General features: G+C 48.7%; 17 protein-coding genes. 3 read left to right on the top strand and 14 right to left on the bottom strand.

Annotated features, from left to right (window positions below):
* Nucleotides 1-33: 33 nt before the first annotated feature.
* The 6 genes from ilvD to GPL15_RS07755 form a co-directional block, all read right to left on the bottom strand.
* The gene (gene ilvD / locus GPL15_RS07780; protein ID WP_215697746.1) at nucleotides 34-1695 is read right to left on the bottom strand and encodes a dihydroxy-acid dehydratase; all 1662 of its coding nucleotides are present in this window, start codon (nucleotides 1693-1695) and stop codon (nucleotides 34-36) included.
* 153 nt (nucleotides 1696-1848) lie between these two features.
* On the bottom strand, nucleotides 1849-2934 hold the full coding sequence (leuB, locus tag GPL15_RS07775) for a 3-isopropylmalate dehydrogenase (protein ID WP_215697683.1): 1086 nt from the start codon (nucleotides 2932-2934) through the stop codon (nucleotides 1849-1851).
* A 211-nt stretch (nucleotides 2935-3145) separates the two neighbouring features.
* Complete coding sequence (locus GPL15_RS07770) at nucleotides 3146-4501, bottom strand: MATE family efflux transporter (RefSeq protein ID WP_346344916.1); 1356 nt, start codon at nucleotides 4499-4501, stop codon at nucleotides 3146-3148.
* A 72-nt stretch (nucleotides 4502-4573) separates the two neighbouring features.
* Nucleotides 4574-6814 carry a DMSO/selenate family reductase complex A subunit gene (locus tag GPL15_RS07765; protein WP_215697680.1) on the bottom strand — a complete coding sequence of 747 codons (2241 nt, stop codon included), beginning with the start codon at nucleotides 6812-6814 and terminating at the stop codon, nucleotides 4574-4576.
* Entirely contained in the window at nucleotides 6804-7409 is a 606-nt protein-coding gene (locus tag GPL15_RS07760; RefSeq protein WP_215697678.1) for an HAD family phosphatase, read from the bottom strand. Before GPL15_RS07760 ends, GPL15_RS07765 begins: the two co-directional genes overlap by 11 nt.
* A 47-nt stretch (nucleotides 7410-7456) precedes the next feature.
* Entirely contained in the window at nucleotides 7457-8587 is a 1131-nt protein-coding gene (locus GPL15_RS07755) for a uroporphyrinogen decarboxylase family protein (protein WP_215697676.1), read from the bottom strand.
* A gap of 144 nt (nucleotides 8588-8731) precedes the next feature.
* Between GPL15_RS07755 and GPL15_RS07750 the strand changes: the two genes are divergently transcribed.
* On the top strand, nucleotides 8732-9595 hold the full coding sequence (locus GPL15_RS07750) for an AraC family transcriptional regulator (protein ID WP_215697673.1): 864 nt from the start codon (nucleotides 8732-8734) through the stop codon (nucleotides 9593-9595).
* Between the two features lie 53 nt (nucleotides 9596-9648).
* Here GPL15_RS07750 and yajC read toward each other — a convergent pair whose 3' ends face one another.
* The 5 genes from yajC to scfA form a co-directional block, all read right to left on the bottom strand.
* Nucleotides 9649-9945 (bottom strand): preprotein translocase subunit YajC, encoded by a 297-nt coding sequence (yajC, locus tag GPL15_RS07745; protein ID WP_215697672.1) that lies wholly within the window; start codon nucleotides 9943-9945, stop codon nucleotides 9649-9651.
* A gap of 69 nt (nucleotides 9946-10014) precedes the next feature.
* Entirely contained in the window at nucleotides 10015-11157 is a 1143-nt protein-coding gene (gene tgt / locus GPL15_RS07740) for a tRNA guanosine(34) transglycosylase Tgt (RefSeq protein WP_215697669.1), read from the bottom strand.
* A 15-nt stretch (nucleotides 11158-11172) separates the two neighbouring features.
* Nucleotides 11173-13299 (bottom strand): protein translocase subunit SecD, encoded by a 2127-nt coding sequence (gene secD / locus GPL15_RS07735; RefSeq protein ID WP_215697666.1) that lies wholly within the window; start codon nucleotides 13297-13299, stop codon nucleotides 11173-11175.
* A gap of 18 nt (nucleotides 13300-13317) precedes the next feature.
* Nucleotides 13318-14712, bottom strand: a complete 1395-nt coding sequence (gene scfB / locus GPL15_RS07730; protein ID WP_215697664.1) for a thioether cross-link-forming SCIFF peptide maturase — start codon at nucleotides 14710-14712, stop codon at nucleotides 13318-13320.
* Between the two features lie 163 nt (nucleotides 14713-14875).
* On the bottom strand, nucleotides 14876-15022 hold the full coding sequence (gene scfA / locus GPL15_RS07725) for a six-cysteine ranthipeptide SCIFF (protein ID WP_103229930.1): 147 nt from the start codon (nucleotides 15020-15022) through the stop codon (nucleotides 14876-14878).
* Nucleotides 15023-15188: 166 nt separating this feature from the next.
* Between scfA and GPL15_RS07720 the strand changes: the two genes are divergently transcribed.
* On the top strand, nucleotides 15189-15548 hold the full coding sequence (locus GPL15_RS07720; RefSeq protein ID WP_215697662.1) for a TIGR04086 family membrane protein: 360 nt from the start codon (nucleotides 15189-15191) through the stop codon (nucleotides 15546-15548).
* A gap of 101 nt (nucleotides 15549-15649) precedes the next feature.
* On the opposite strand, the gene GPL15_RS07715 is transcribed toward GPL15_RS07720, so the two are convergent.
* The 3 genes from GPL15_RS07715 to lspA all read right to left on the bottom strand — a co-directional run bounded on the left by GPL15_RS07715 (nucleotide 15650) and on the right by lspA (nucleotide 18223).
* Nucleotides 15650-16933: a hemolysin family protein gene (locus GPL15_RS07715; RefSeq protein ID WP_215697661.1), complete on the bottom strand. Its 1284-nt coding sequence runs from the start codon at nucleotides 16931-16933 to the stop codon at nucleotides 15650-15652.
* Nucleotides 16934-17495: 562 nt separating this feature from the next.
* Nucleotides 17496-17696: a hypothetical protein gene (locus GPL15_RS07710; RefSeq protein ID WP_215697660.1), complete on the bottom strand. Its 201-nt coding sequence runs from the start codon at nucleotides 17694-17696 to the stop codon at nucleotides 17496-17498.
* Between the two features lie 47 nt (nucleotides 17697-17743).
* Entirely contained in the window at nucleotides 17744-18223 is a 480-nt protein-coding gene (lspA, locus tag GPL15_RS07705) for a signal peptidase II (protein ID WP_215697659.1), read from the bottom strand.
* A 93-nt stretch (nucleotides 18224-18316) separates the two neighbouring features.
* On the opposite strand from lspA, the gene GPL15_RS07700 reads away from it, so the two are divergent.
* Complete coding sequence (locus GPL15_RS07700; protein WP_215697657.1) at nucleotides 18317-20059, top strand: S8 family peptidase; 1743 nt, start codon at nucleotides 18317-18319, stop codon at nucleotides 20057-20059.
* Nucleotide 20060: the final 1 nt, after the last annotated feature.

Raw genomic sequence — 20060 nt, 5'->3', positions numbered from 1 at the left:
CCTACTCCTTGTTCTTTCTCCTGTTAAAACAACCTACGCTTCTAAAACAGCTCCCCGGTCAGCCGAAGTTACCAGTTTCGCATAGCGTTTCAGATAGCCGGTGGTCACCTGCGGGGTTCTTGGCTGCCATTTGGCCTTTCTTGCAGCCAGTTCTTCTTCGGAAACTCTCATGTTGATGGTGTTGGCATTGATATCGATCTCTATGATATCTCCCTCTTCCACCAGGGCGATTGGGCCTCCCACCGCAGCTTCCGGCGATACATGGCCGATGGAAGCTCCTCTGGAAGCGCCGCTGAAACGGCCGTCGGTAATCAGGGCTACCGTTGAGCCCAGACCCATGCCCGCAATGGCTGAGGTCGGATTCAGCATCTCCCTCATGCCCGGGCCGCCTTTTGGCCCCTCGTAACGGATCACAACCACATCTCCCGCCACAATCTTACCGCCTTTAATGGCGTCAATGGCGTCCTCTTCACAGTCGAACACTCTGGCAGGCCCTTCATGCTTTAACATCTCAGGCGCCACTGCTGAACGCTTCACAACACAGGAATCAGGCGCTAAGTTGCCCCGGAGGACGGCGATTCCTCCCGTTGCCGAATATGGGTGATCTGCCGGGCGGATGACGTCCGGATTCTTATTCACACAGTTTTTAATGTTTTCCCCTACGGTCTTTCCTGTCACCGTCATGCAGTCCAGGTTCAGAAGCCCCAGTTTGCTGATCTCATTCATGACGGCGTAAATGCCGCCGGCTTCATTCAATTCTTCAATATATGTATGGCCTGCCGGAGCCAGATGGCACAGGTTCGGCGTCTTGGAACTGATCTCATTGGCAATGTCCACATTGATCTCCACGCCCGCTTCATGGGCAATCGCCGGAAGGTGGAGCATGCTGTTGGTGCTGCATCCCAACGCCATATCCATAGTCAGGGCATTCATAAACGCTTCTTTGGTCATGATGTCACGGGGGCGGATATTCTTTCTGTACATCTCCATAACCGCCATGCCCGCATGTTTCGCCAGCTTGATCCGCTCGGAATAAACAGCCGGAATGGTTCCGTTGCCCTGTAATCCCATGCCCAGGACCTCTGTCAGGCAGTTCATGCTGTTGGCTGTATACATGCCCGAACAGGAACCGCAGGTAGGACAGGCCTTATTCTCAAATTCTTCCACATCTTCCGCGCTCATAGTGCCCGCCGTGTAGGAGCCCACCGCCTCAAACATGCTGGAAAGGCTGGTTTTCTGTCCGTGTACATGGCCTGCTAACATTGGGCCGCCGCTGACGAACACTGTGGGTATATTAACGCGGGCCGCAGCCATCAAAAGTCCGGGAACATTCTTATCGCAGTTGGGAACCATGACCAGGGCGTCAAACTGATGGGCCAGAGCCATACATTCCGTGGAATCCGCGATCAGGTCCCTGGTCACCAGGGAATACTTCATTCCGATATGGCCCATGGCGATACCGTCGCATACCGCGATTGCCGGAAATACCACCGGAGTTCCGCCTGCCATGGCAACCCCCAGCTTCACCGCTTCCACAATCTTATCCAGGTTCATATGTCCCGGAACTATCTCATTATGGGAGCTGACAATGCCCACTAAAGGCTTTTCCAACTCCTCCTTTGTCATACCTAACGCATTAAATAAGGAACGGTGCGGCGCCTGCTGCATCCCACATTTTACATTATCACTTTTCATCATATTCCTCCATGCCGGAGCGTTTTTGCGGAGGCACGCGCTGAGAATTTCAGATTCTCAGCTGCGATTCAAATTTGTGGCTCCGGCACAAATTTGGGTGTGGAAAATCATCCATCGGGTTTATTTTCCACGCTTCCTCCATTCCTATTTTCTCTATCCGATCCGCTCTGCAATCAGATCGCCCATCTTCACGGTGCCGGTCTGAACACATCCTTCCGACATGATATCCACCGTGCGGTAACCCTCTGTCAGCACCTTCTGCACCGCCGCTTCGATGGCATCCGCCTCCTTGTCAAGGTCGAAGGAATAACGGAGCATCATGGCCGCTGAAAGGATGGTTGCAATGGGATTGGCTATATCTTTACCCGCTATGTCAGGAGCAGAACCATGGCTCGGCTCGTACATACCGAATTTGCTTTCATTTAAACTGGCTGACGACAGCATACCGATGGAGCCGGTAATCATGCTGGCCTCATCCGACAAAATGTCCCCGAACATATTTTCCGTCAGCACCACGTCAAACTGTCCCGGATTCATCACAAGCTGCATGGCGCAGTTGTCCACCAGCATATGGCTCAATGTGACTTCCGGATAATCCTTCGCCACCTCTTCCACCACGTTTCTCCAAAGCCTGGAAGAATCCAGCACATTGGCCTTATCCACGCTTATCACCTGTTTTCTGCGCTTCATGGCAATGTCAAAAGCCTTAACGGCAATTCTTCTGATCTCATTCTCATCATATGTAAGGGTATCTGTGGCCTTCAAAACACCGTCCACTTCCTCCGTATGACGTTCCCCGAAGTAAATGCCCCCTGTCAGCTCCCTCATGATCACCATATCAAAACCGTCGCCGATGATCTCTTTCTTCAGCGGGCACGCCTCGGCCAGTTCTTTATAGAGATAGGCCGGACGGATATTGGCAAATAAATTAAGACCTTTGCGGATGGCTAACAATCCTGCTTCAGGTCTCAGGTTTGGCGCCACGTCGTACCACTTGGAATTGCCCACATTGCCGCCCACGGCGCCGAGCAAAACCGCGTCACTCTTTTTCGCTGTTTCCAACGCCTCATCCGTAAGAGGCACTCCATAAGCGTCAATGGAACATCCTCCCATCAGCACTTTGGTATAATGAAATGTATGGCCGTACACCTGGCCCACTTTGTCTAAAACCTTACAGGCTTCCCGGACAATTTCCGGTCCGATCCCATCGCCTGGAATGGTAACAACATTATAATCCATACAAATGTCTCCCTTATTCTTCATTTCTCGCGGTTATGCCGCAATTGTTTCTTTACATAATATCGCATTTACCAGGAGATTTCAACTGTTACCATATGATTTTTGCCGATTATGATATACAAGATTGGAATCAGCATCATAACCTGTCGTTATGATAAGCGGTAAATATATATCGGGGTTTTATGATTCCAAGCCGGATTCCCCTGCCCCGTCAAATTCTCACCTTTGTCCACACACCCGACTTAAATCTCCATGTGGTGAGCAGGAAACGGCAGAACTGGTCCGATACGATCCCCAGCCAGATTCCGATGAGCCCCATCCCCATGGCATAGCAGAACAGGTAGGAGAACAGCGGCCGCACCAAAGTGACGCTGATCGTGGAGGCCACGGTGGTAAAAAACACATCCCCGGCTCCCCTCAGGCATCCCATATAGATCACCTGGGCGATCTGAAGCAGCACGATGACCATAACAACTTTCATGATCATAACCCCCATGGCTATGATATGCTCCTCTTCAAAATAGAGGCTGAACAGAAAATGCCCGCAGAGCAGGTAAAAGACGGATAAAACCACTGAAATCACATTGCCCATCCTCTGGCAGATCTTTCCATATAACTTAGCCATCTCCGGATTCTGTTCCCCCAGGCTCTGTCCGATCAGCGCCACCGCCGCAACCTGCATACCATCCCCAAAGGAGAAGGACAGGCTCATCACGTTCATGCCCACCTGATGGGCTGCAAATGCGTCGGTTCCCAGTTTTGCCGTCATGACGGCCACCGACATAAAGCCCACCCTCATGAGAATCTGTTCGATGAAAATATTGGAGCCGATTCTGACCATGCTACGCAGCGGCGCAATGGTAGGCTTCACTTTCTCTTTTATAATATAAGGAATGCTGACAAAACTGTCTTTAGACAAAATGGAAGCGATGCTCATACAGCAGGCCACGAAAGTTCCGAAAACAGTGGCCAGGGCCGCGCCCCGGATTCCCAGCGCCGGAAATCCGAAATTGCCGCCGATCAGCAGGTAATTGCCGATCATATTGACCACATTGGCCGTCACATTGGTCTTCATGGCAATCTTCGTCTTGCCTGACCCCCGCTGTGCCGCATTGATCGCTAAGGATATGATATTAAACATCATGCCGCCCATGATAATCTGGAAGTAGATCACCGCGCTCTCATGAGTATCCGGTCCCGCCCCGCACAAATTGATGATAGGGTCCGCAAAATACACGCAGGCCGCGCTGATGAACGTTCCCAAAATGACTACATACATGAGAGAAATCATCATGGTCTGGTTGGCGCTCTTCCTGTCCTGCTGCCCCTTTCTCCGGGCCACAATGGCTGAAACCGCCACATTGTTGGCAATAAAAAATGCCAGGCCGATAAATTTAGGCTGGGTAGTCAGCCCTACCGCAGCCACCGCATAAGCCCCGATGGAGCTGACCATCAGGGAATCCACCATGCCTGCAAATGCCACGAAAAATGATTCCAGCACCGCAGGCCAGGCCATGTTAGCGGCCGTTTTTATGTATTCCGAGTTCTCATTTAATGCTTTTCTCACTATATTTTCCACGTCTCTGTCCCTTTATCCCCTAATCATTGTACATACATAAATACATTATAGCACCTAATTTTAATACGTCAACTTGCGGATCTCCACCAGATTGGTGTGCTGCGGATTCCCTTTCGCATAAGCCGTGGGCCTTTGGGATGTCAGAACATTGATGGAACCGCCTAAATCGGTACCGTCCTGATCCGGCTGGTACCAGGCTCCCTGAGAGAGGGCGGCAGTCCCTTCCATGATATCTTCCGTCAGTTTTACCGGAATCCGTATTTTCCCCCGGTCATTCCATACCAGCACCATGTCCCCGTCATCGATCTGCCGTTTTAGCGCGTCCGCCGGATGCATTCTCAGGGTCTGGGGATCCAGCCTGTGCAGGTCTTTGTTGTTATCATGGATGCTGTGGCACCGCCTCTTCGTGTGCCACCCGATCAATTGGATGGGATACTTCTCAGCCAGAGGGTCCGCCGGTCCTTCCGGCGGCTCCACATATCCGGGTATTGCCGGGACAAACTCTTTGTATTCTGTCCTGTATATTTTGGGAGAAAATATCTCGATTCTGCCGCTCTCCGTAGGAAATGGGCATGTTACCGGATCCCTGCATTCCTCTTCAAACGCGATGATCCTGGGATTGTCTTTATAACGGCAGATTCCCGCCTCTTTAAATGTTTTGTAATCCGGCAGTTCCGTTTCTGTTTTACGCAGGTCATTATATAAATACTCCAGCCATTCTCCGGCTGTCCGCCCTTCTGTGAACGCCTCTCCCAGACCTATTTTCCCTGCCACCTCAGCCAGCCAGTCGTATTCAAACCGGCTCTCATACAGCGGCTGGATCACCTGGTTATTGAACCCCAGGAAATCTCCGTACAGCCAGGGCATGGTTATATTTTCCCCCTCAAACATGGAGGTGCCGGGCAGAAGGATATCCGCAAATTTGGCGCTGGAGGTCATAAAGAGGTCGCTGCATAGGATGAATTCACATTTTTCCCTGTCCTTTAAAAGTTTTATGGTCCTGTTGATGTCGCTGTGCTGGTTCACCAGACAGTTTCCGGCCAGGTTGATGATCATCTTAATATCCGAATCCAGCTTATCCCCTCCGGTCACACCGTCCAGTTTTGTCATCTCCCGGCCCCGTTCCACCGCCTCGGTCCATAGAAACACCGGAATCTTCTTTTGATAGGGATTGGGCGGGGATGGGAAATCAGGGTTTTTATGGCGGGTACAGTCTGCGGTTCCGCTGGCCCATCCACCGGAAATCCCCACATTTCCCGTCATACACGCCAATAAAATCCCGCCTCTTGCGCTCTGTTCCCCGTAAGCATGGCGCTGGGCCCCATACCCCTGGAGCAGCGCGGCCGGTTTCGCCAAAGCATATCTGACCGCCAGAGAGCGGATAACATCCGCAGGAACGCCCGTTATCCCTTCCGCCCATTCCGGGGTTTTCCTGACGCCGTCCTTTTCTCCGTACAGATAAGAAAGATAACATTCCGACGGATCGGTTCCCTCCGGCATGTGCAGGCGGTCAAATCCCAGACAGCACCGGTCCAGAAACTCCTGATCCTGAAGGCCATCTTCCATAATCACATAGGCCATGGCGTCCATCATGGCGCTGTCTGTGGCAGGCCGGATCGGAATCCATTTGGCCCCCAATTGGCGTATGGTATCATTTTTCCTGGGGTCCACTCCCACAACCGGAATCCCCTTTTTTACAGCTTTCTTCAGATAATGCATGGTTCCGCTGTCAAACTTCGTCTCAGCCGGATTATGCCCCCACAGGATAATCAGATTCGTGTTCAGCAGATCCTCCAGGCTGTTTCCCGTCTCCCCGGTCCCGTACATTAAGTTCGTAGCCTGCCTGATGCACGCCGTGCTGTAAGAGTTATAATAGTCCAAAAAGCCGCCGTCCAGGCTCAAAAGCCTTTTCGCCAGCTTATTTCCACGCATCAGGGCGCTGACCCCGGTGGCGTAATTCACATACCTGGAGCCGGGCCCATAGGTATCCCGTATGCGGACCCATTCTTTGGAAATGATGTCCACCGCCTCGTCCCAGGTTATCCGTTCAAACCGCCCTTCCCCTCTTTCTCCAATCCGCTTCATGGGATAGCGGAGCCGGTCTTCACCCAAAAATGTCTTATGATAATTCAGCCCCCGGGCACAGGCGGTGAGCGGCACGCCGCAGCCTGCGGCCTCTTTCGTATCCGTAGTCAGTTTTACGATTTTTCCATCCCTGACATGGGCCAGGATGACGCACCGTCCCCCGCAGTTATTCCGCCCGGTGGTGGGAATGATCCTGGTCCCATCCTTACAGTCCATATAACACACCTCTCAGTTTTTCAACATCTCCGTCCTCAAAACAATATCCATCCATTCCGCATTCTCTGGCCCCATCGATATTGAGCTGCAAATCGTCCACAAAAAAGCATTCAGCGGGATTGAGGCCAAACCTGGAAAACAATGCCTCATAAATCTGCCGCTGTGGCTTGATGCACTTTTCCGCCGCCGAAAAAATGACGCCGTCAAAATACCCGATTCCGGGAATCACCTTTTTATATATCTGCGGAAGCCTCATGGACGCGTTTGAACAGAGATAAATCCCAAATCCTCTCTCCTTCAGGCTTTTCACCAGTTCTTCCATGCCTTCCACCGGCCACATGCAGTAATCCGGCCAGTGATCCATGCAGAGCTTTGCCTTTTCATGAAGCCTTTTAGGCAGCCTCTTATAAATCCTATCCAAAGCCTCGTTTTCAGATATCACCCCCATATCCAGAAAAATCCATTCCGGCGACACGAATACGGCCGTACATACGGTTTCACGGTCCTCTTCCTCCTCAATGAACTGTCTGCACACCCGCATCGAATCATATCCTACCAGCACTTTTCCCATATCAAACACAATATTTTTTATCATTCAGGTACCTCCATCAGGCAAAATCATTCTATTAAAATTCATTCAGCCTAAATTGTACCACATATCCCGGCGCTGTGGTATGATTTTTCAATCCCGCACGCTGCTTCATAACTTTTCACATTGACACCGTATGTAATGCCTGATTGAAAAATACTCCTGTCCAGTTTCCGGTACTCCTCTTCATTGCATTTATAATCCTGAATGGCAACTCCCTTTTCCCGGCATTCTTTATGGATAAACCGTAAAAACTCATTATCAAATTTCCCCGGCATATACCCAAAATTAAGCCCCTGTATATTGCGGGTTGCGATGAGACTGTGTATCCACTGATCCGCCCTTCCGCAAAAATGCATGGTAATAGGAGCAAATGCATCCGCAATTCTTTCATTGCATGGTTTTATAAACTCCTCATAAAATTCACGGGACAGGTTCACGCTGCTGTCCTCCCTGAGGGTGATTCTGCCTTTATAGATGCTGGACCAGTGATAATGGAACCCGTCGTCTGTCTCGGCATTTGTCTCACTCAGAATCTGCTTCATATAGGCGATATAGGTATCCGTAACCACATTTAAAAATGCCTTTACCCGGTCCGGATCATCGTACATTTCCATATAGATATCACTTCCCCACAGAAGATGGGCGACGTCAAAGGGCCCCTGCAGATCCGCATGGTAAACCCTTATGTATTTTTGGCACTTTGGAAATTCCGCCAGGCGTTTGTGATAATGTTCGTGGGTCGCGGTCACCCTCCTGCTCAGGCCCCCGTTTAAATCCGGCATTCCGCTGCGGATAAAACCGTCTATTTCATCCTGGGTCAGATGCGACACCCAGGGCATATTGTTCCCCATGATCCTGTATTTTGCTCCAAACAGAGAAGGCAGCGTTCCGGTTCCGTAATTGGCCCGGATCATAGGGACCGTGTCGTCCCGCAGTTCGATGACCGGAAGGCATTTGATCAGTTCATTATACATCATGGCGTCCATATCCTGATGAATGCATTCCATCGCGGCCGGTTCATAACCCGGCCGGCTGGGGTAGATCACACGCAGGGGTATTTTTTCAACCGGCTCATAATCCAGCGCCTTTTTAATCCTTTCCGCCTTCTCCTCTTCTATTTCCCCAACCAGGCCATTTTCCAATAATTCCAATAACTCGTACACTTTTTCACTGTAATTCATAGGAATCTTTCACTACCTTTCATTTTCAATACTCTCATGTTATACTAAGGGCAAATGAATTGCTTTGCATTTCCTATCAATTTTTTTGCGTTTTTTATCCAAATACACTGACGGCCAGGTAAACACTCCGTTTTAAAGGAAACTATGAAAAAAGAATTATTAAAATACAGCGCCATACTCGAAGATGATTTTTCAATAAAATATAAGTCCGATATCATTTCGTCAAAAAAGCCATTCCATATCCACAGCCAGTTCGAAATCGTTTTTTCACTGACCGATGAATTGATCTGCGAACTGGAAAACCAGACGCTTGTGGTTCCTCCCGGCTGTTTTCTGCTGCTGAACCACATGGATCTCCACTGTCTCCGGACCAGCGAAAACCAGCCCTGCTTCCGTTATGTGCTTTTTTTCTCACCGGAATACCTCTCCGGCTTCTCTTCTGATGCCGATTTGCAGGAATGCTTTATTTACCGGGGCGTCAATACCCCTCACCTCCTGCCCCTGGCCTCGGACGAACAAAAAAAAGAAGCGGCTGCCTATCTGGAAGAGCTGCTTCATTACCAAACCGCCGATCCCGGAACGGTTTATGGATGCGAATTGTCAAAAAAACTGCTGCTGGCCCAGCTCCTGCTTTTTATTAACCGGAGATACCGGGAATATCATGGGATTCTGCTGGCCGGCTCTGAAAACCATAAAACCTTTTACCGCATCATCTCCTATATCAGCAGCAATTATGCGAAGGAGCTGACCGTTGACAGCCTGTGCCGCAGATTTCTTTTGAGCAAAACGGCATTATACCATCTATTCCATGAGACCTGCCGGGAATCCCCTGGTGAATATATCATACGCTACCGTCTGGAAAAATCCAAAGAATTCCTTCATCAAAATCATACGGTGGAAGAAGCCGCATTCCTGTCCGGCTATTCCAACCAGGCCCATTTCAGCAGAATTTTTAAACAGAGGACAGGCTTGACGCCTAAACAGTATCAGAAACTTCACCGCCTGTAGCAGATCATATGTGCAAAAAAAAGCACTGCCATTCCTGGCAATGCTCTCATTCATTAAAGTTCCGGTTTTTCAACCTGTACAATGGCCTGCTTCTGCATAGGAATACGGCAGTTCTTGTTGTTGCCGAATTCAACGATCACAGTATCATCAGTCATGTCAATTACCACACCGTAGAAACCGCTGGTAGTTAAAATGCTGTCTCCCACCGCAATACTCGCCATAAGTTCCTGCATTCTCTTCTTTTCTTTCTTCTGTGGCCTGATCGCCATAAAATACATGAGTCCGAAAATTAAGATAGCATACATAATCCAGAATCCAGGACCGCTCATAAGGTTTGATGCTGTTAACATAAAAACTTCCTCCTTCAATATAAGAACCGCCTGGCGGCGTATTCCTCTCTTCTCATGGCAAAACCGGTATTACTTTTCGCTTTGCCCTGCCGCCATGCCTGCCAGTTTTTTGGCTTTGTATTCCGCATAGCGCTGTTCTCTGATCGCGTCGCGAATCTCTTCCATCATTGTATTATAAAAATACAAATTATGCAAGACGCATAATCGCATTCCCAGCATCTCCTTCGCTTTAAACAGATGCCTGATGTAAGCTCTGCTGTAAGACCGGCACGCCGGACACTGACAGCCTTCTTCAATCGGACGCGGATCCAATTCATACTGCTGGTTAAACAGGTTCAGCTTTCCATGATTGGTATAAACATGTCCATGGCGCCCGTTCCTGCTGGGATATACACAGTCGAAGAAATCAACCCCTCTGTCCACCCCTTCCAGTATGTTGGCCGGTGTTCCAACCCCCATCAGATAGGTGGGCTTATCCGAAGGCAGATGGGGAACCGTCACATCCAGAATATGATACATTTCCTCATGGCTTTCGCCGACAGCCAGACCGCCTACCGCATAGCCGTCCAGATCCATGGCCGCAATGGTTTTGGCATGTTCGATACGGATTTCATCCACAACGCCGCCCTGGTTGATTCCAAACAAGAGCTGCTGCCTGTTGATGGTATCCGGAAGGGAATTCAAACGGTCCATCTCCGCCCTGCACCGTTTCAGCCACCGGGTAGTCCGGTCTACAGACTTTTTGATATATTCATAGTCCGCATGGCTGGGCGGGCACTCATCGAAAGCCATAGCTATGGTAGATCCCAAATTCGATTGGATCTGCATGCTCTCTTCCGGCCCCATGAAGATTTTCCTTCCATCAATATGGGAGTTGAAATGAACCCCTTCTTCTTTTATCTTTCTCAATCCGGCCAGAGAAAATACCTGAAATCCGCCTGAATCCGTAAGAATCGGCCTGTCCCAGTTCATGAACTTATGAAGGCCGCCGAACTTTTTAATTAATTGATCTCCTGTGCGCACATGCAGATGATAGGTATTGGACAGCTCAATCTGAGTATGAATCCCTTTTAAATCATCAGTAGATACCGCTCCCTTTATGGCGGCAACGGTACCCACATTCATGAACACAGGAGTCTGGACCGTACCATGCACGGTTTTCATCTCCGCGCTTTTGGCACGTCCATCTCTCGCTATGATTTTATATTCCATCGTTCATCCCGTCTATTAGATTTCTTTTTTCTTCTGCTTTGCCATTGTCATGACATACCACAGAGCACCGGTTACGCAAACGGATGAGTAAGTACCGCAGACAATACCCACCATCAGCGGAAGTGCAAATTCACGGATCGAAGAAACTCCTAACAGGAACAATACAAATACCATGATAAAGGTGGTTAAAGAAGTATTGATACTTCTTGTAAATGTCTGTGTAATACTCAGATTCACTACTTCAGCCAAGGTCTGCTTATTGGTCTTGGCAGCCATATTCTCTCGGATACGGTCGAAAATAACGATCGTAGCGTTGATGGAATAACCCACGATGGTCAGCATACAAGCGATAAATGTGGAGCCAACCGACCATTTTGCCGCCGCATAGAAGGTGATAACCACCAGCACATCATGGAGAAGGGCTAAAACCGCGCTGGCCGCAAACTTGATGTCTTTAAACCGGAACCAGATATAGATCAGCATGCAGATCGTAGCGATAACAACCGCAACAGCAGCATCTCTCTTCATCTCATTGCTGACCGCGCCGGAAATGCTTTCCGCTGTAATCTTCTCAGCTTCCACGCCGAAATTCTTAACCATGGATTCGCTGAGGGCCTGACGCTGTTCTACAGATAACGTCTTTGTTTTAATAATCACTTCATTGGTTCCCGCAACCTTCTGGGTCTGGACTTCCGGATCGCCTGTCACCTCAGAAACCAGCGGAACTACCTTTGTAGAGATATCATTCAGGGACAAATCTTCATTAAATGTTACGTTTGTTGAAGTTCCGCCCTTAAATTCCATGCTGTAGTTAAACGGCGCTCCGACCGAACCCATATTCACTCCCATGAATACAAATCCTGCCAGCACCATGATGAGCGAAATCGCAAAACAGAGTTTTTTCTTGCCAAGGAAATCGATTATCTTGGTATCCTTTTTGATTCCGTAGAACTTAGGATTCTGGAATCCAATTTCATATAAGCCGTATAAAGCAAATTTAGTAATGAACAACGCGGTGATCATGGACAGTACAATACCCATTGCCAGCGTTGCCGCAAATCCTTTCACACTTCCTGAACCTCTCCAGAACAGCACCACCGCAGCAATTAAAGTGGTAACATTGCCGTCGATGATCGCGGAAAGAGCTTTATTGAAACCTGTCTTAATCGCTGAATGAACCGTTTTTCCAAGCCCGATCTCTTCTTTAATACGGGTGAAAATGATGACGTTGGCATCCACCGCCATACCGATCGAAAGCACAATACCTGCAATACCCGGAAGGGTGAGGGTTATTTCAAATGCCGCCAGCGTAATCAAAATAACGCCAACATACAGGCAAAGCGCCAATACGGCCGCAAGACCTGGAACCAGGTACACAATAATCATAAACACCGCAACAATCGCGAATCCGATAGCGCCTGCTTTCAAGCTGGTGGAAATGGCTTCCTGTCCTAATTTTGCGCCAACTACGTTGGAACGCAGTTCTTCCAGTTCCAGAGACAGGGAACCGATACGGATGGTCGCTGCCAGGTTCTCGGCTTCTTCATAATCAACCATACCGTCAATCTGGCATTCGCCTCCGGTAATTGCCTCACGCACCACCGGATTGGAATAAACTTTTCCATCATATATAATGGCAATTCTCTTGCCCACATTGGCAGTGGTCGCATCCGCAAATGCCTTGGTGCCTTCCGGTGTAAAGGTCAGGCTGACCATATATTTCCTAACGCCGTTCTGCTCTCCGACTACTGCTTTTGCAGAGGCCACCTGGTCTCCGGTCAATAACTGCTGCCCATTTTCATCCGTGAAAATGAGGGAGCCCGGTTTACCCAGTTCCTCCAAAATAGCATTGGCATCCGATACTCCCGGAATATCGATGTTAATACGGTTACTGCCTTCCTGATAAACTTCAGCCTCTGTACTGTAGTTCTGTACCCTCTGCTGCAGCTTGTAAATCGTATCCGACATACTCTCCGCGCTCGGGTCCGGATCAACAGCCTGATACGTGATGCTGACGCCGCCGGCCAGGTCCAGACCAAGTTTGATATCGTCCATGGTATCATAACCAAAAAATCCGAACACGCCAATGGCAATCAACAGAATCAGCAGGCCAATCAGGCCTTTTCCTTTGTTGTTCTTCATGATTTTGTTCTCCTCTTTCTATTCGTCGGCTAATGCCGCTTTAATCATAATCGCGCACTCAATCCGCTTCTTCTGCATCTCGCATCCGATCTCATACGCATCGGTAATGGAACCGTGGAATTTAAAGGAATTGGCCGCGCAGCCTCCGCTGCAGTAAAATCTGGCAAAACAGTCCCTGCATTTATCCTTTGCATACACGTTGCAGAGCTTAAATTCATCCCTGACCGCAGTATTGGTAATTCCGGTATCCACATTGCCCAGGAGATATCCTTCCTCGCCAACAAACTGATGGCAGGGATACAAATCTCCCCACGGCGTTACGGCCAGGTATTCCGTACCCGATCCGCATCCTGCCAGCCGCTTGGCCACACACGGCCCCTGCTGCAGGTCTATCATGAAATGGAAGAAATTAAACCCTCTTCCTTCTTTTTTCCTCTTAATGTACTCCACCGCAAGCTTATCGTATTCTTCCATGATCTTAGGCAGATCTTCTTCCCGGATGGAATACGGCTCTTCCGGCAGGGAAACAACCGGTTCAATGGACATCTGTTTAAATCCCAGGTCTGCGAAATGAATCACGTCCTGAGAGAAATCCAGGTTATTGCGGGTAAATGTCCCCCTCACATAATAATTCATCTGTTTGCGGCTCTCCGCAAACTTCTGGAATTTAGGGACGATGATATCATAACTGCCCTTGCCATTTCTGGACGGACGCATCAGGTCATTGATCTCCCTTCTGCCATCCAGGCTGAGCACCACATTGCTCATCTCCCTGTTGCAGAATTCCATCACCTCGTCATCCAGCAAAATGCCATTGGTTGTCAGGGTAAAACGGAACCTCTTATTATATTCTTCCTCTTTTGAGCGTCCGTATTCCACCAACTGCTTAACAACTTCCCAGTTCATCAGCGGTTCGCCACCAAAAAAGTCCACTTCCAAGTTTCTGCGGCTGCCGGAATTGGCAATCAGGAAGTCCAAAGCCTTCCTTCCCACCTCAAAACTCATAAGCGCCCTGCGTCCATGGTACTCGCCTTCTTCCGCGAAGCAGTACCTGCAGGCCAGATTACAGTCATGGGCAATGTGCAGGCATAAAGCCTTGACCACAGTCTCCCTTTTCTTAAAATCAGTCACATAGGTCTGATATACATCTTTTGTAAACAGTTCCTCTGCATCAATTAATTCCTGAATATCATCCAGGCTCTCCTGAATTAATGTTTCCTCATACCGTCCGCCAAGAGCTTCTTTGACCGCTGAAATCACGTTTCCCGGCAGTTCCTGGGCTTTATCCAGCTCCGGCATAATGGACGATGCCGCTTCTATGGCATCATATACCGCGTCATCTACAACATGGACGGAACCGCTGTTCACATCCAGCACGATGTTGTAGCCGTTATTTTTATACTGATGGATCACAAATATTCTCCTTGTCTAGTGCCCAATCTCTGATTGGAATTTATACATAGAAAAACAAGCGAAAGACCCCTACGATCTGGCCGACCATAGGGGTCATATCTTATCTGCCTTATCTTATTACTTCCCGGTCACCTTATGTAAACTGCAAAATCCCAGACAGCAATTATCTGTCGGCGTTCTCGCAGCTCTGGTTTCCTACTGTGCAAGATGTTTTGCAGGCTGACTGGCAGGAAGTCTGGCATTCACCGCATCCGCCCTTTTTCATTGTATCTTTCAATGTGTTTTTGCTTAATGTTTTTACATGTTTCATATCTATCACCCTCCTGATTTATTCAATTCGCCCCGCGAATTGTTTGAAGTCCTGAAAATTATATCACATGTTCTTCCCAAGCGCAAGTTTTTTAGGTAACTTGGGACATATCTCAATGCCCGAAAGAATATATTGAAGCATAGAAATCTGATAAAGGAGTTCACAAATGGCAAACTCAAAAATGAAAGTGGTACTCAGATCCCTTCTTTTTTCCTATCTGCTGACAGGCATCCTTCTCGTTGTCTCCGCATTCGCCCTATACAAGCTGCGTCTAAAGGAAAGCCAGGTGGTTATCGCCGTCAACGCCATCTATATCATCACCTGTCTGTTCGGCGGATTTCTGATGGGAAAAGGTATCCGGCAGCGCCGCTTTTTCTGGGGGTTTATACTGGGCGCCCTGTATTTTCTGGTTCTGTTTCTGGTGTCCATGGTAATGGGAAAAGGTTTGAACGGAAACATCACACAGATCGGGACCACACTGGCCATCTGCGCATTGAGCGGCACAGTCGGCGGCATGATGAGCTGAGGCATGTTTAAAAGTCCATTCCTGCCATCCGCACGTCCCACGGCCTGTACTCCGTTTTTCTGCTGTCCTCATGGATGACAGGAAAACGGAATTCTGTGCTGTCAGGCGCTTTTGTTGTCTTCCGCCTGTTCTTCCGGCTCCAGTATATACATGTGTATGGTATCGATCCTGTTTTTCTCCACCTTTTCTACAACCAGACGCACCCCTTCATGGGTTACTTCTTCGCCCTCGTCAGGCAGATGGTCTAAAAGCCCTATCACCAAACCTCCGATGGAATCATAGTCATCCGATTCCAGTTCCAATTCCAGAAGATCATTCAAATCGTCCAGCTTCATGGAACCTTCCACCAGGTATTCTCCCGGAGACAGTTGGATCAGGCTCTCTTCTTCGTCTTCGTCGTATTCGTCACGGATTTCGCCCACGATCTCTTCCAGCATATCTTCCAGCGTGATAAGACCTGCCGTGGCCCCGTATTCATCCAGCACGATCACGATATTATTAAATGTCTGGCGCATCTCCACCATAAGCTCTGCCGTCTTCTTAAATTCATAGGTATAGAGAGGCTGGCGCAGGTAGTCCCGGACAGAAAAGTTCTCCTTGTCTTCCAAAAGAAGCAGGTCTTTCATATTAATAATGCCGATAACATTGTCCGTCGTTTCCTCATAAACCGGCATACGGGTAAAACGCTCTTCCTTATACAGTTCCAGAAGCTGGTCGTATGTCATCTTTACATCCACGAACACCATATCAATTCTCGGCACCATAATATCCTTGGCCAGAGAATCCCCAAAATCAAACACATTGGTGATCATCTTCTTCTCTTCTGTTTCAATGACACCTTCTTCATGGCTCACTTCTACTATAGTTCTCAGTTCATCTTCGGTAATCGCATCCTGTTTCTTATTGGGATTAATCCGTAAAAGCAGCAAAAAACCGAGAGATAATTTATTTACAACAAAAATAACGGGCGTTAACAAATACATCAATGCATACACAACGCCCGCATACTTCAATGCAATCTTTTCCGAATAAATGGTGGATAATGTTTTAGGCGTGATCTCCCCAAAAACAAGGATCACTAATGTTAAGATACCGGTTGCAATACCAACTGCCCTGTTATCAAAAACATGAATCGTAAAGGTTGTCGCCAATGAAGATGCGGACAGGTTTACAATATTGTTACCGATGAGAATTGCGCTCAGCATCTTACCCTGGTCCTCGATCACCTTTGTCAGGGTAATCGCAGCTTTATCTCCGGCCTCTGCCAATGTACGGATACGGATCCTGTTCACCGTGGTAAGCGCTGTCTCTGCTGATGAAAAAAATGCGGAAAGACATAGTAAAATAATAATCGCAAGCAACTGTTTGACGTCACTCGAATCCAAAAAAATCAACTCCTGTTTTTTAATATTTTGCTTCTGATTGTACATGATATACGGCGTTCTGTCAACCATAAGTAAATGGGGCGGGCGGGATTTGATTCGCGGAAGTTACGCAGAAAAGCGGGGCGGGCGGATGGCGGAGAACCAGGCCGGGAGTGGAACCGGGGAAACAACCGATCCAGGGATCTGATTCCAACCGTTAAGTGGAACTAAGGCTTTCAGCATCACAGAAGGCGGTCCGATGCCCATTCACGGCGAACTCCTCATGACTTCACCGTTCAGGGGCATCTCAGAAACTGATTCGGTTTTCAGTTTCTGCCCGCCTTCTGTGATGCTGAAAACCTAAGTTCCACTGAACGGTAAACATTAACCCTCAAGGCATTTTCGAAAATGCCTTGAGGGTTGATGTCAAATTTCCTTACAATTCGTAAAATTGTTTTTAATTACTTGAGCCAGAGAACACCAGCAGGAAAGCGGGACGAGGGGGCGGACTGGATGTTTGGATGCGGACGGACCAAGGGGAATCCTTCGGGGATGAAAGCCATCTGGAAACCGTTAGTGAAAGTTAGGCTCCAGGAATAGAAAAAGACGGGCAGAAACTGAAAACCGAATCAGTTTCTGAGATGCCCACTGAACGGTAAAGTCCCATAAAGAGTTTACCGTGAATGGGCATCGGACCGTCTTTTTCTATTCCTGAAGCCTTAGTTTCACTTACGGTTGGAAGCTGGTTTTCATCCCCGAAGGATTCCCCTTGGTCCGTCCGCATCCAAACATCCAGTCCGTCCCCTCGTCCCGCTTTCCTGCGTTACTTCCTCACCTAAATAAAGATTTTTCCTTCACCGCCTGAATCACCTCGCTGATCAGCAGAAGCGCCGCCCCCGCAAAGATGAAGAGATCTCCCAGGTTGAACACCACCTTTTTCAGATTTTTCCACTGGATGCTGAAATAATCGATCACGTAGCCCCGCACCATTCTGTCGTACAGGTTGCTGAGCGCTCCGCCGATTGCGAAGGTCAGCGCTGTCTTTTCCAGCAGCTGCCCCTTTTTAGGAAGGAGCCAGAGAAGGATTCCGGCCAGGGCCGACGTCATGATTAAGGGGATGTTCTTCACCAATTGAGGTTTTTCTTCTAAAAAGCCAAAAGGAAAACCTGCATTGTGGTTGCGGTAAAGAAGTATTTTGCCCTGGCTTTTCTCCAGTTCCCTTGGAAATGTCTCCGGATCCTGTTTCTCGATCGATTCCTTTAACAGAAGATCTATTACAAAAATTATTCCCGCCACATAGATAAAAACCATTCTGATACCTCCTGCTCTTCTTGCACTTATTGTTAACATTTTACTATAAACCTGCATATAATACTAGAGAAAATTTATAATTGCGGAGACGCTATGGATCCCTGTAGTACAGATATTACCTCTGAAGATTATGCCGATTTTATCTATCAGCACACAAGCCTTCCATTGGAAGAACTGTACCGTTTATACGATTCACCATGCATTGATTTTATCAGCCGTGAACTGCTTGTTCTTTACCGTCCCCTACAGGATGTTCTTCCCTTGTCTTTAGAAAAATATTCTTATGATACAATTCCAAAACTATATTCTCTTTTAGACACCTCCAGCATGGACGCGTCCGGCATTACGGCCAGCCAGGCGCAGCCGAATTTTGGTTCTCTGGGTGAAGGAGTTATCATAGGAATCATCGATACCGGGATTGATTATACCAACCCGATATTCAGGAATCCTGACGGAACGACCAGAATCCTTGGAATATGGGATCAGACGCTGCCTGAAAATGGTCCCGGCGGAGTGTCTTTCGGGTTTGACTTTTCCCTGCTTTACGGTCAGGAGTTTACGGAAACCCAGATCAATGAAGCGCTTTCCTCCACTTCTCCCCTCGATATCGTTCCATCCATGGACACCGACGGCCACGGGACTTTTATGGCAGGAATCGCAGGCGGTGGAGAGACGGAAGACGGAAGCTTTATAGGAGCCGCGCCTGCCTGCAGTTTTGGAATCGTCAAATTAAAACCTGCAAAAAAATATTTACGGGATTTTTTCGGAATCAGGGAAGATGCAGTCGCTTACCAGGAAAATGACATCTTAACCGGCATCCGTTATCTGCTGAACCTGTCTTACTTGAATAACGCTCCATTGGTTCTGCTGATCGGCCTTGGAACCAATTCAGGAAGCCACTCAGGGACATCGCCGCTGGGGCTGTTCTTTCGAAGAATCAGCGTGACCGGAGGGGTTGCCAGCGTCATTGCAGCCGGAAATGAAACCGGATTCCGTCATCATTTTCTGGGAAATATCATGGAAGATGAGAATTATGAAGAGGTGGAACTGCGGGTTGCAGAAGGGGAACGGGGACTTACCGTTGAATTGTGGGCAAGAGAGGCCGAACTTTACACCGTGGGCTTTATCTCTCCCACCGGTGAACAAATCGAACGCATACCGGTGATACGCGGAAATGAAACCCGGATCAATCTCCTTCTGGAACAGACTGTGATCACGGTCAATTATGTCACGTCAGAGGCGGGTTCCGGCAGCCAGCTTGTATTCATCCGGTTCGAGACGCCTGCCGCAGGCCTGTGGAGAATCCGTGTTTACAACTCGCTTTTTATTACAGGGCAATACCATATGTGGCTCCCAGTCCATGGATTTATAAGTGATGATACCATATTCCTGCGTTCCAATCCAGACACCACAATTACCGGCCCGGGCAACTCCCCCAGCCCGATCACCGTTGCCGCATATAATCACCAGAACGGCAGCATCTACATCCATTCCAGCCGTGGTTTTACACGAGACGAAGGAATTAAACCGGAACTTGCTGCACCTGGCGTGGATGTCTATGGTCCTGGCCTGGGCAGAGACACCGAAGACGGCAGGGTCTTCCCTATGACCCGGAGAACCGGCACCTCCGTGGCCGCAGCCCATGTGGCAGGGGCCGCAGCCGTCCTTTTCGGATGGGGGCTGAAAAATTCCATGACCCTGTCCATGTATCAGGCCGGAGTCAAAAGCTACCTGGTGCGGGGGGCATCCAGAAATCCGGCGTACACATATCCCAATAAAGAATTCGGCTATGGCACGCTGGATCTGTTCAATACATTGCTGCGTTTCCGTGAATAGG

It is taken from the genome of Clostridium sp. MCC353 (assembly GCF_018785315.1).
Lineage (GTDB): Bacteria > Bacillota > Clostridia > Lachnospirales > Lachnospiraceae > CHH4-2.
The sequence above is the reverse complement of the archived record's forward strand: the minus strand, read 5'-3'. Positions and strand labels throughout refer to the sequence as shown.

Bases quoted from the DNA above. Each gene is read 5' to 3' on its own strand.
- ilvD (WP_215697746.1), bottom strand. From the start codon at position 1,695: ATGAAAAGTGATAATGTAAAATGTGGGATGCAGCAGGCGCCGCACCGT.
- leuB (WP_215697683.1), bottom strand. From the start codon at position 2,934: ATGGATTATAATGTTGTTACCATTCCAGGCGATGGGATCGGACCGGAA.
- GPL15_RS07765 (WP_215697680.1), bottom strand. From the start codon at position 6,814: ATGGACTGTAAGGATGGGACCAGGATCATTCCCACCACCGGGCGGAAT.
- GPL15_RS07760 (WP_215697678.1), bottom strand. From the start codon at position 7,409: ATGATAAAAAATATTGTGTTTGATATGGGAAAAGTGCTGGTAGGATAT.
- GPL15_RS07755 (WP_215697676.1), bottom strand. From the start codon at position 8,587: ATGAATTACAGTGAAAAAGTGTACGAGTTATTGGAATTATTGGAAAAT.
- GPL15_RS07750 (WP_215697673.1), top strand. From the start codon at position 8,732: ATGAAAAAAGAATTATTAAAATACAGCGCCATACTCGAAGATGATTTT.
- yajC (WP_215697672.1), bottom strand. From the start codon at position 9,945: ATGTTAACAGCATCAAACCTTATGAGCGGTCCTGGATTCTGGATTATG.
- tgt (WP_215697669.1), bottom strand. From the start codon at position 11,157: ATGGAATATAAAATCATAGCGAGAGATGGACGTGCCAAAAGCGCGGAG.
- secD (WP_215697666.1), bottom strand. From the start codon at position 13,299: ATGAAGAACAACAAAGGAAAAGGCCTGATTGGCCTGCTGATTCTGTTG.
- scfA (WP_103229930.1), bottom strand. From the start codon at position 15,022: ATGAAACATGTAAAAACATTAAGCAAAAACACATTGAAAGATACAATG.
- GPL15_RS07720 (WP_215697662.1), top strand. From the start codon at position 15,189: ATGGCAAACTCAAAAATGAAAGTGGTACTCAGATCCCTTCTTTTTTCC.
- GPL15_RS07710 (WP_215697660.1), bottom strand. From the start codon at position 17,696: ATGCGGACGGACCAAGGGGAATCCTTCGGGGATGAAAACCAGCTTCCA.
- lspA (WP_215697659.1), bottom strand. From the start codon at position 18,223: ATGGTTTTTATCTATGTGGCGGGAATAATTTTTGTAATAGATCTTCTG.
- GPL15_RS07700 (WP_215697657.1), top strand. From the start codon at position 18,317: ATGGATCCCTGTAGTACAGATATTACCTCTGAAGATTATGCCGATTTT.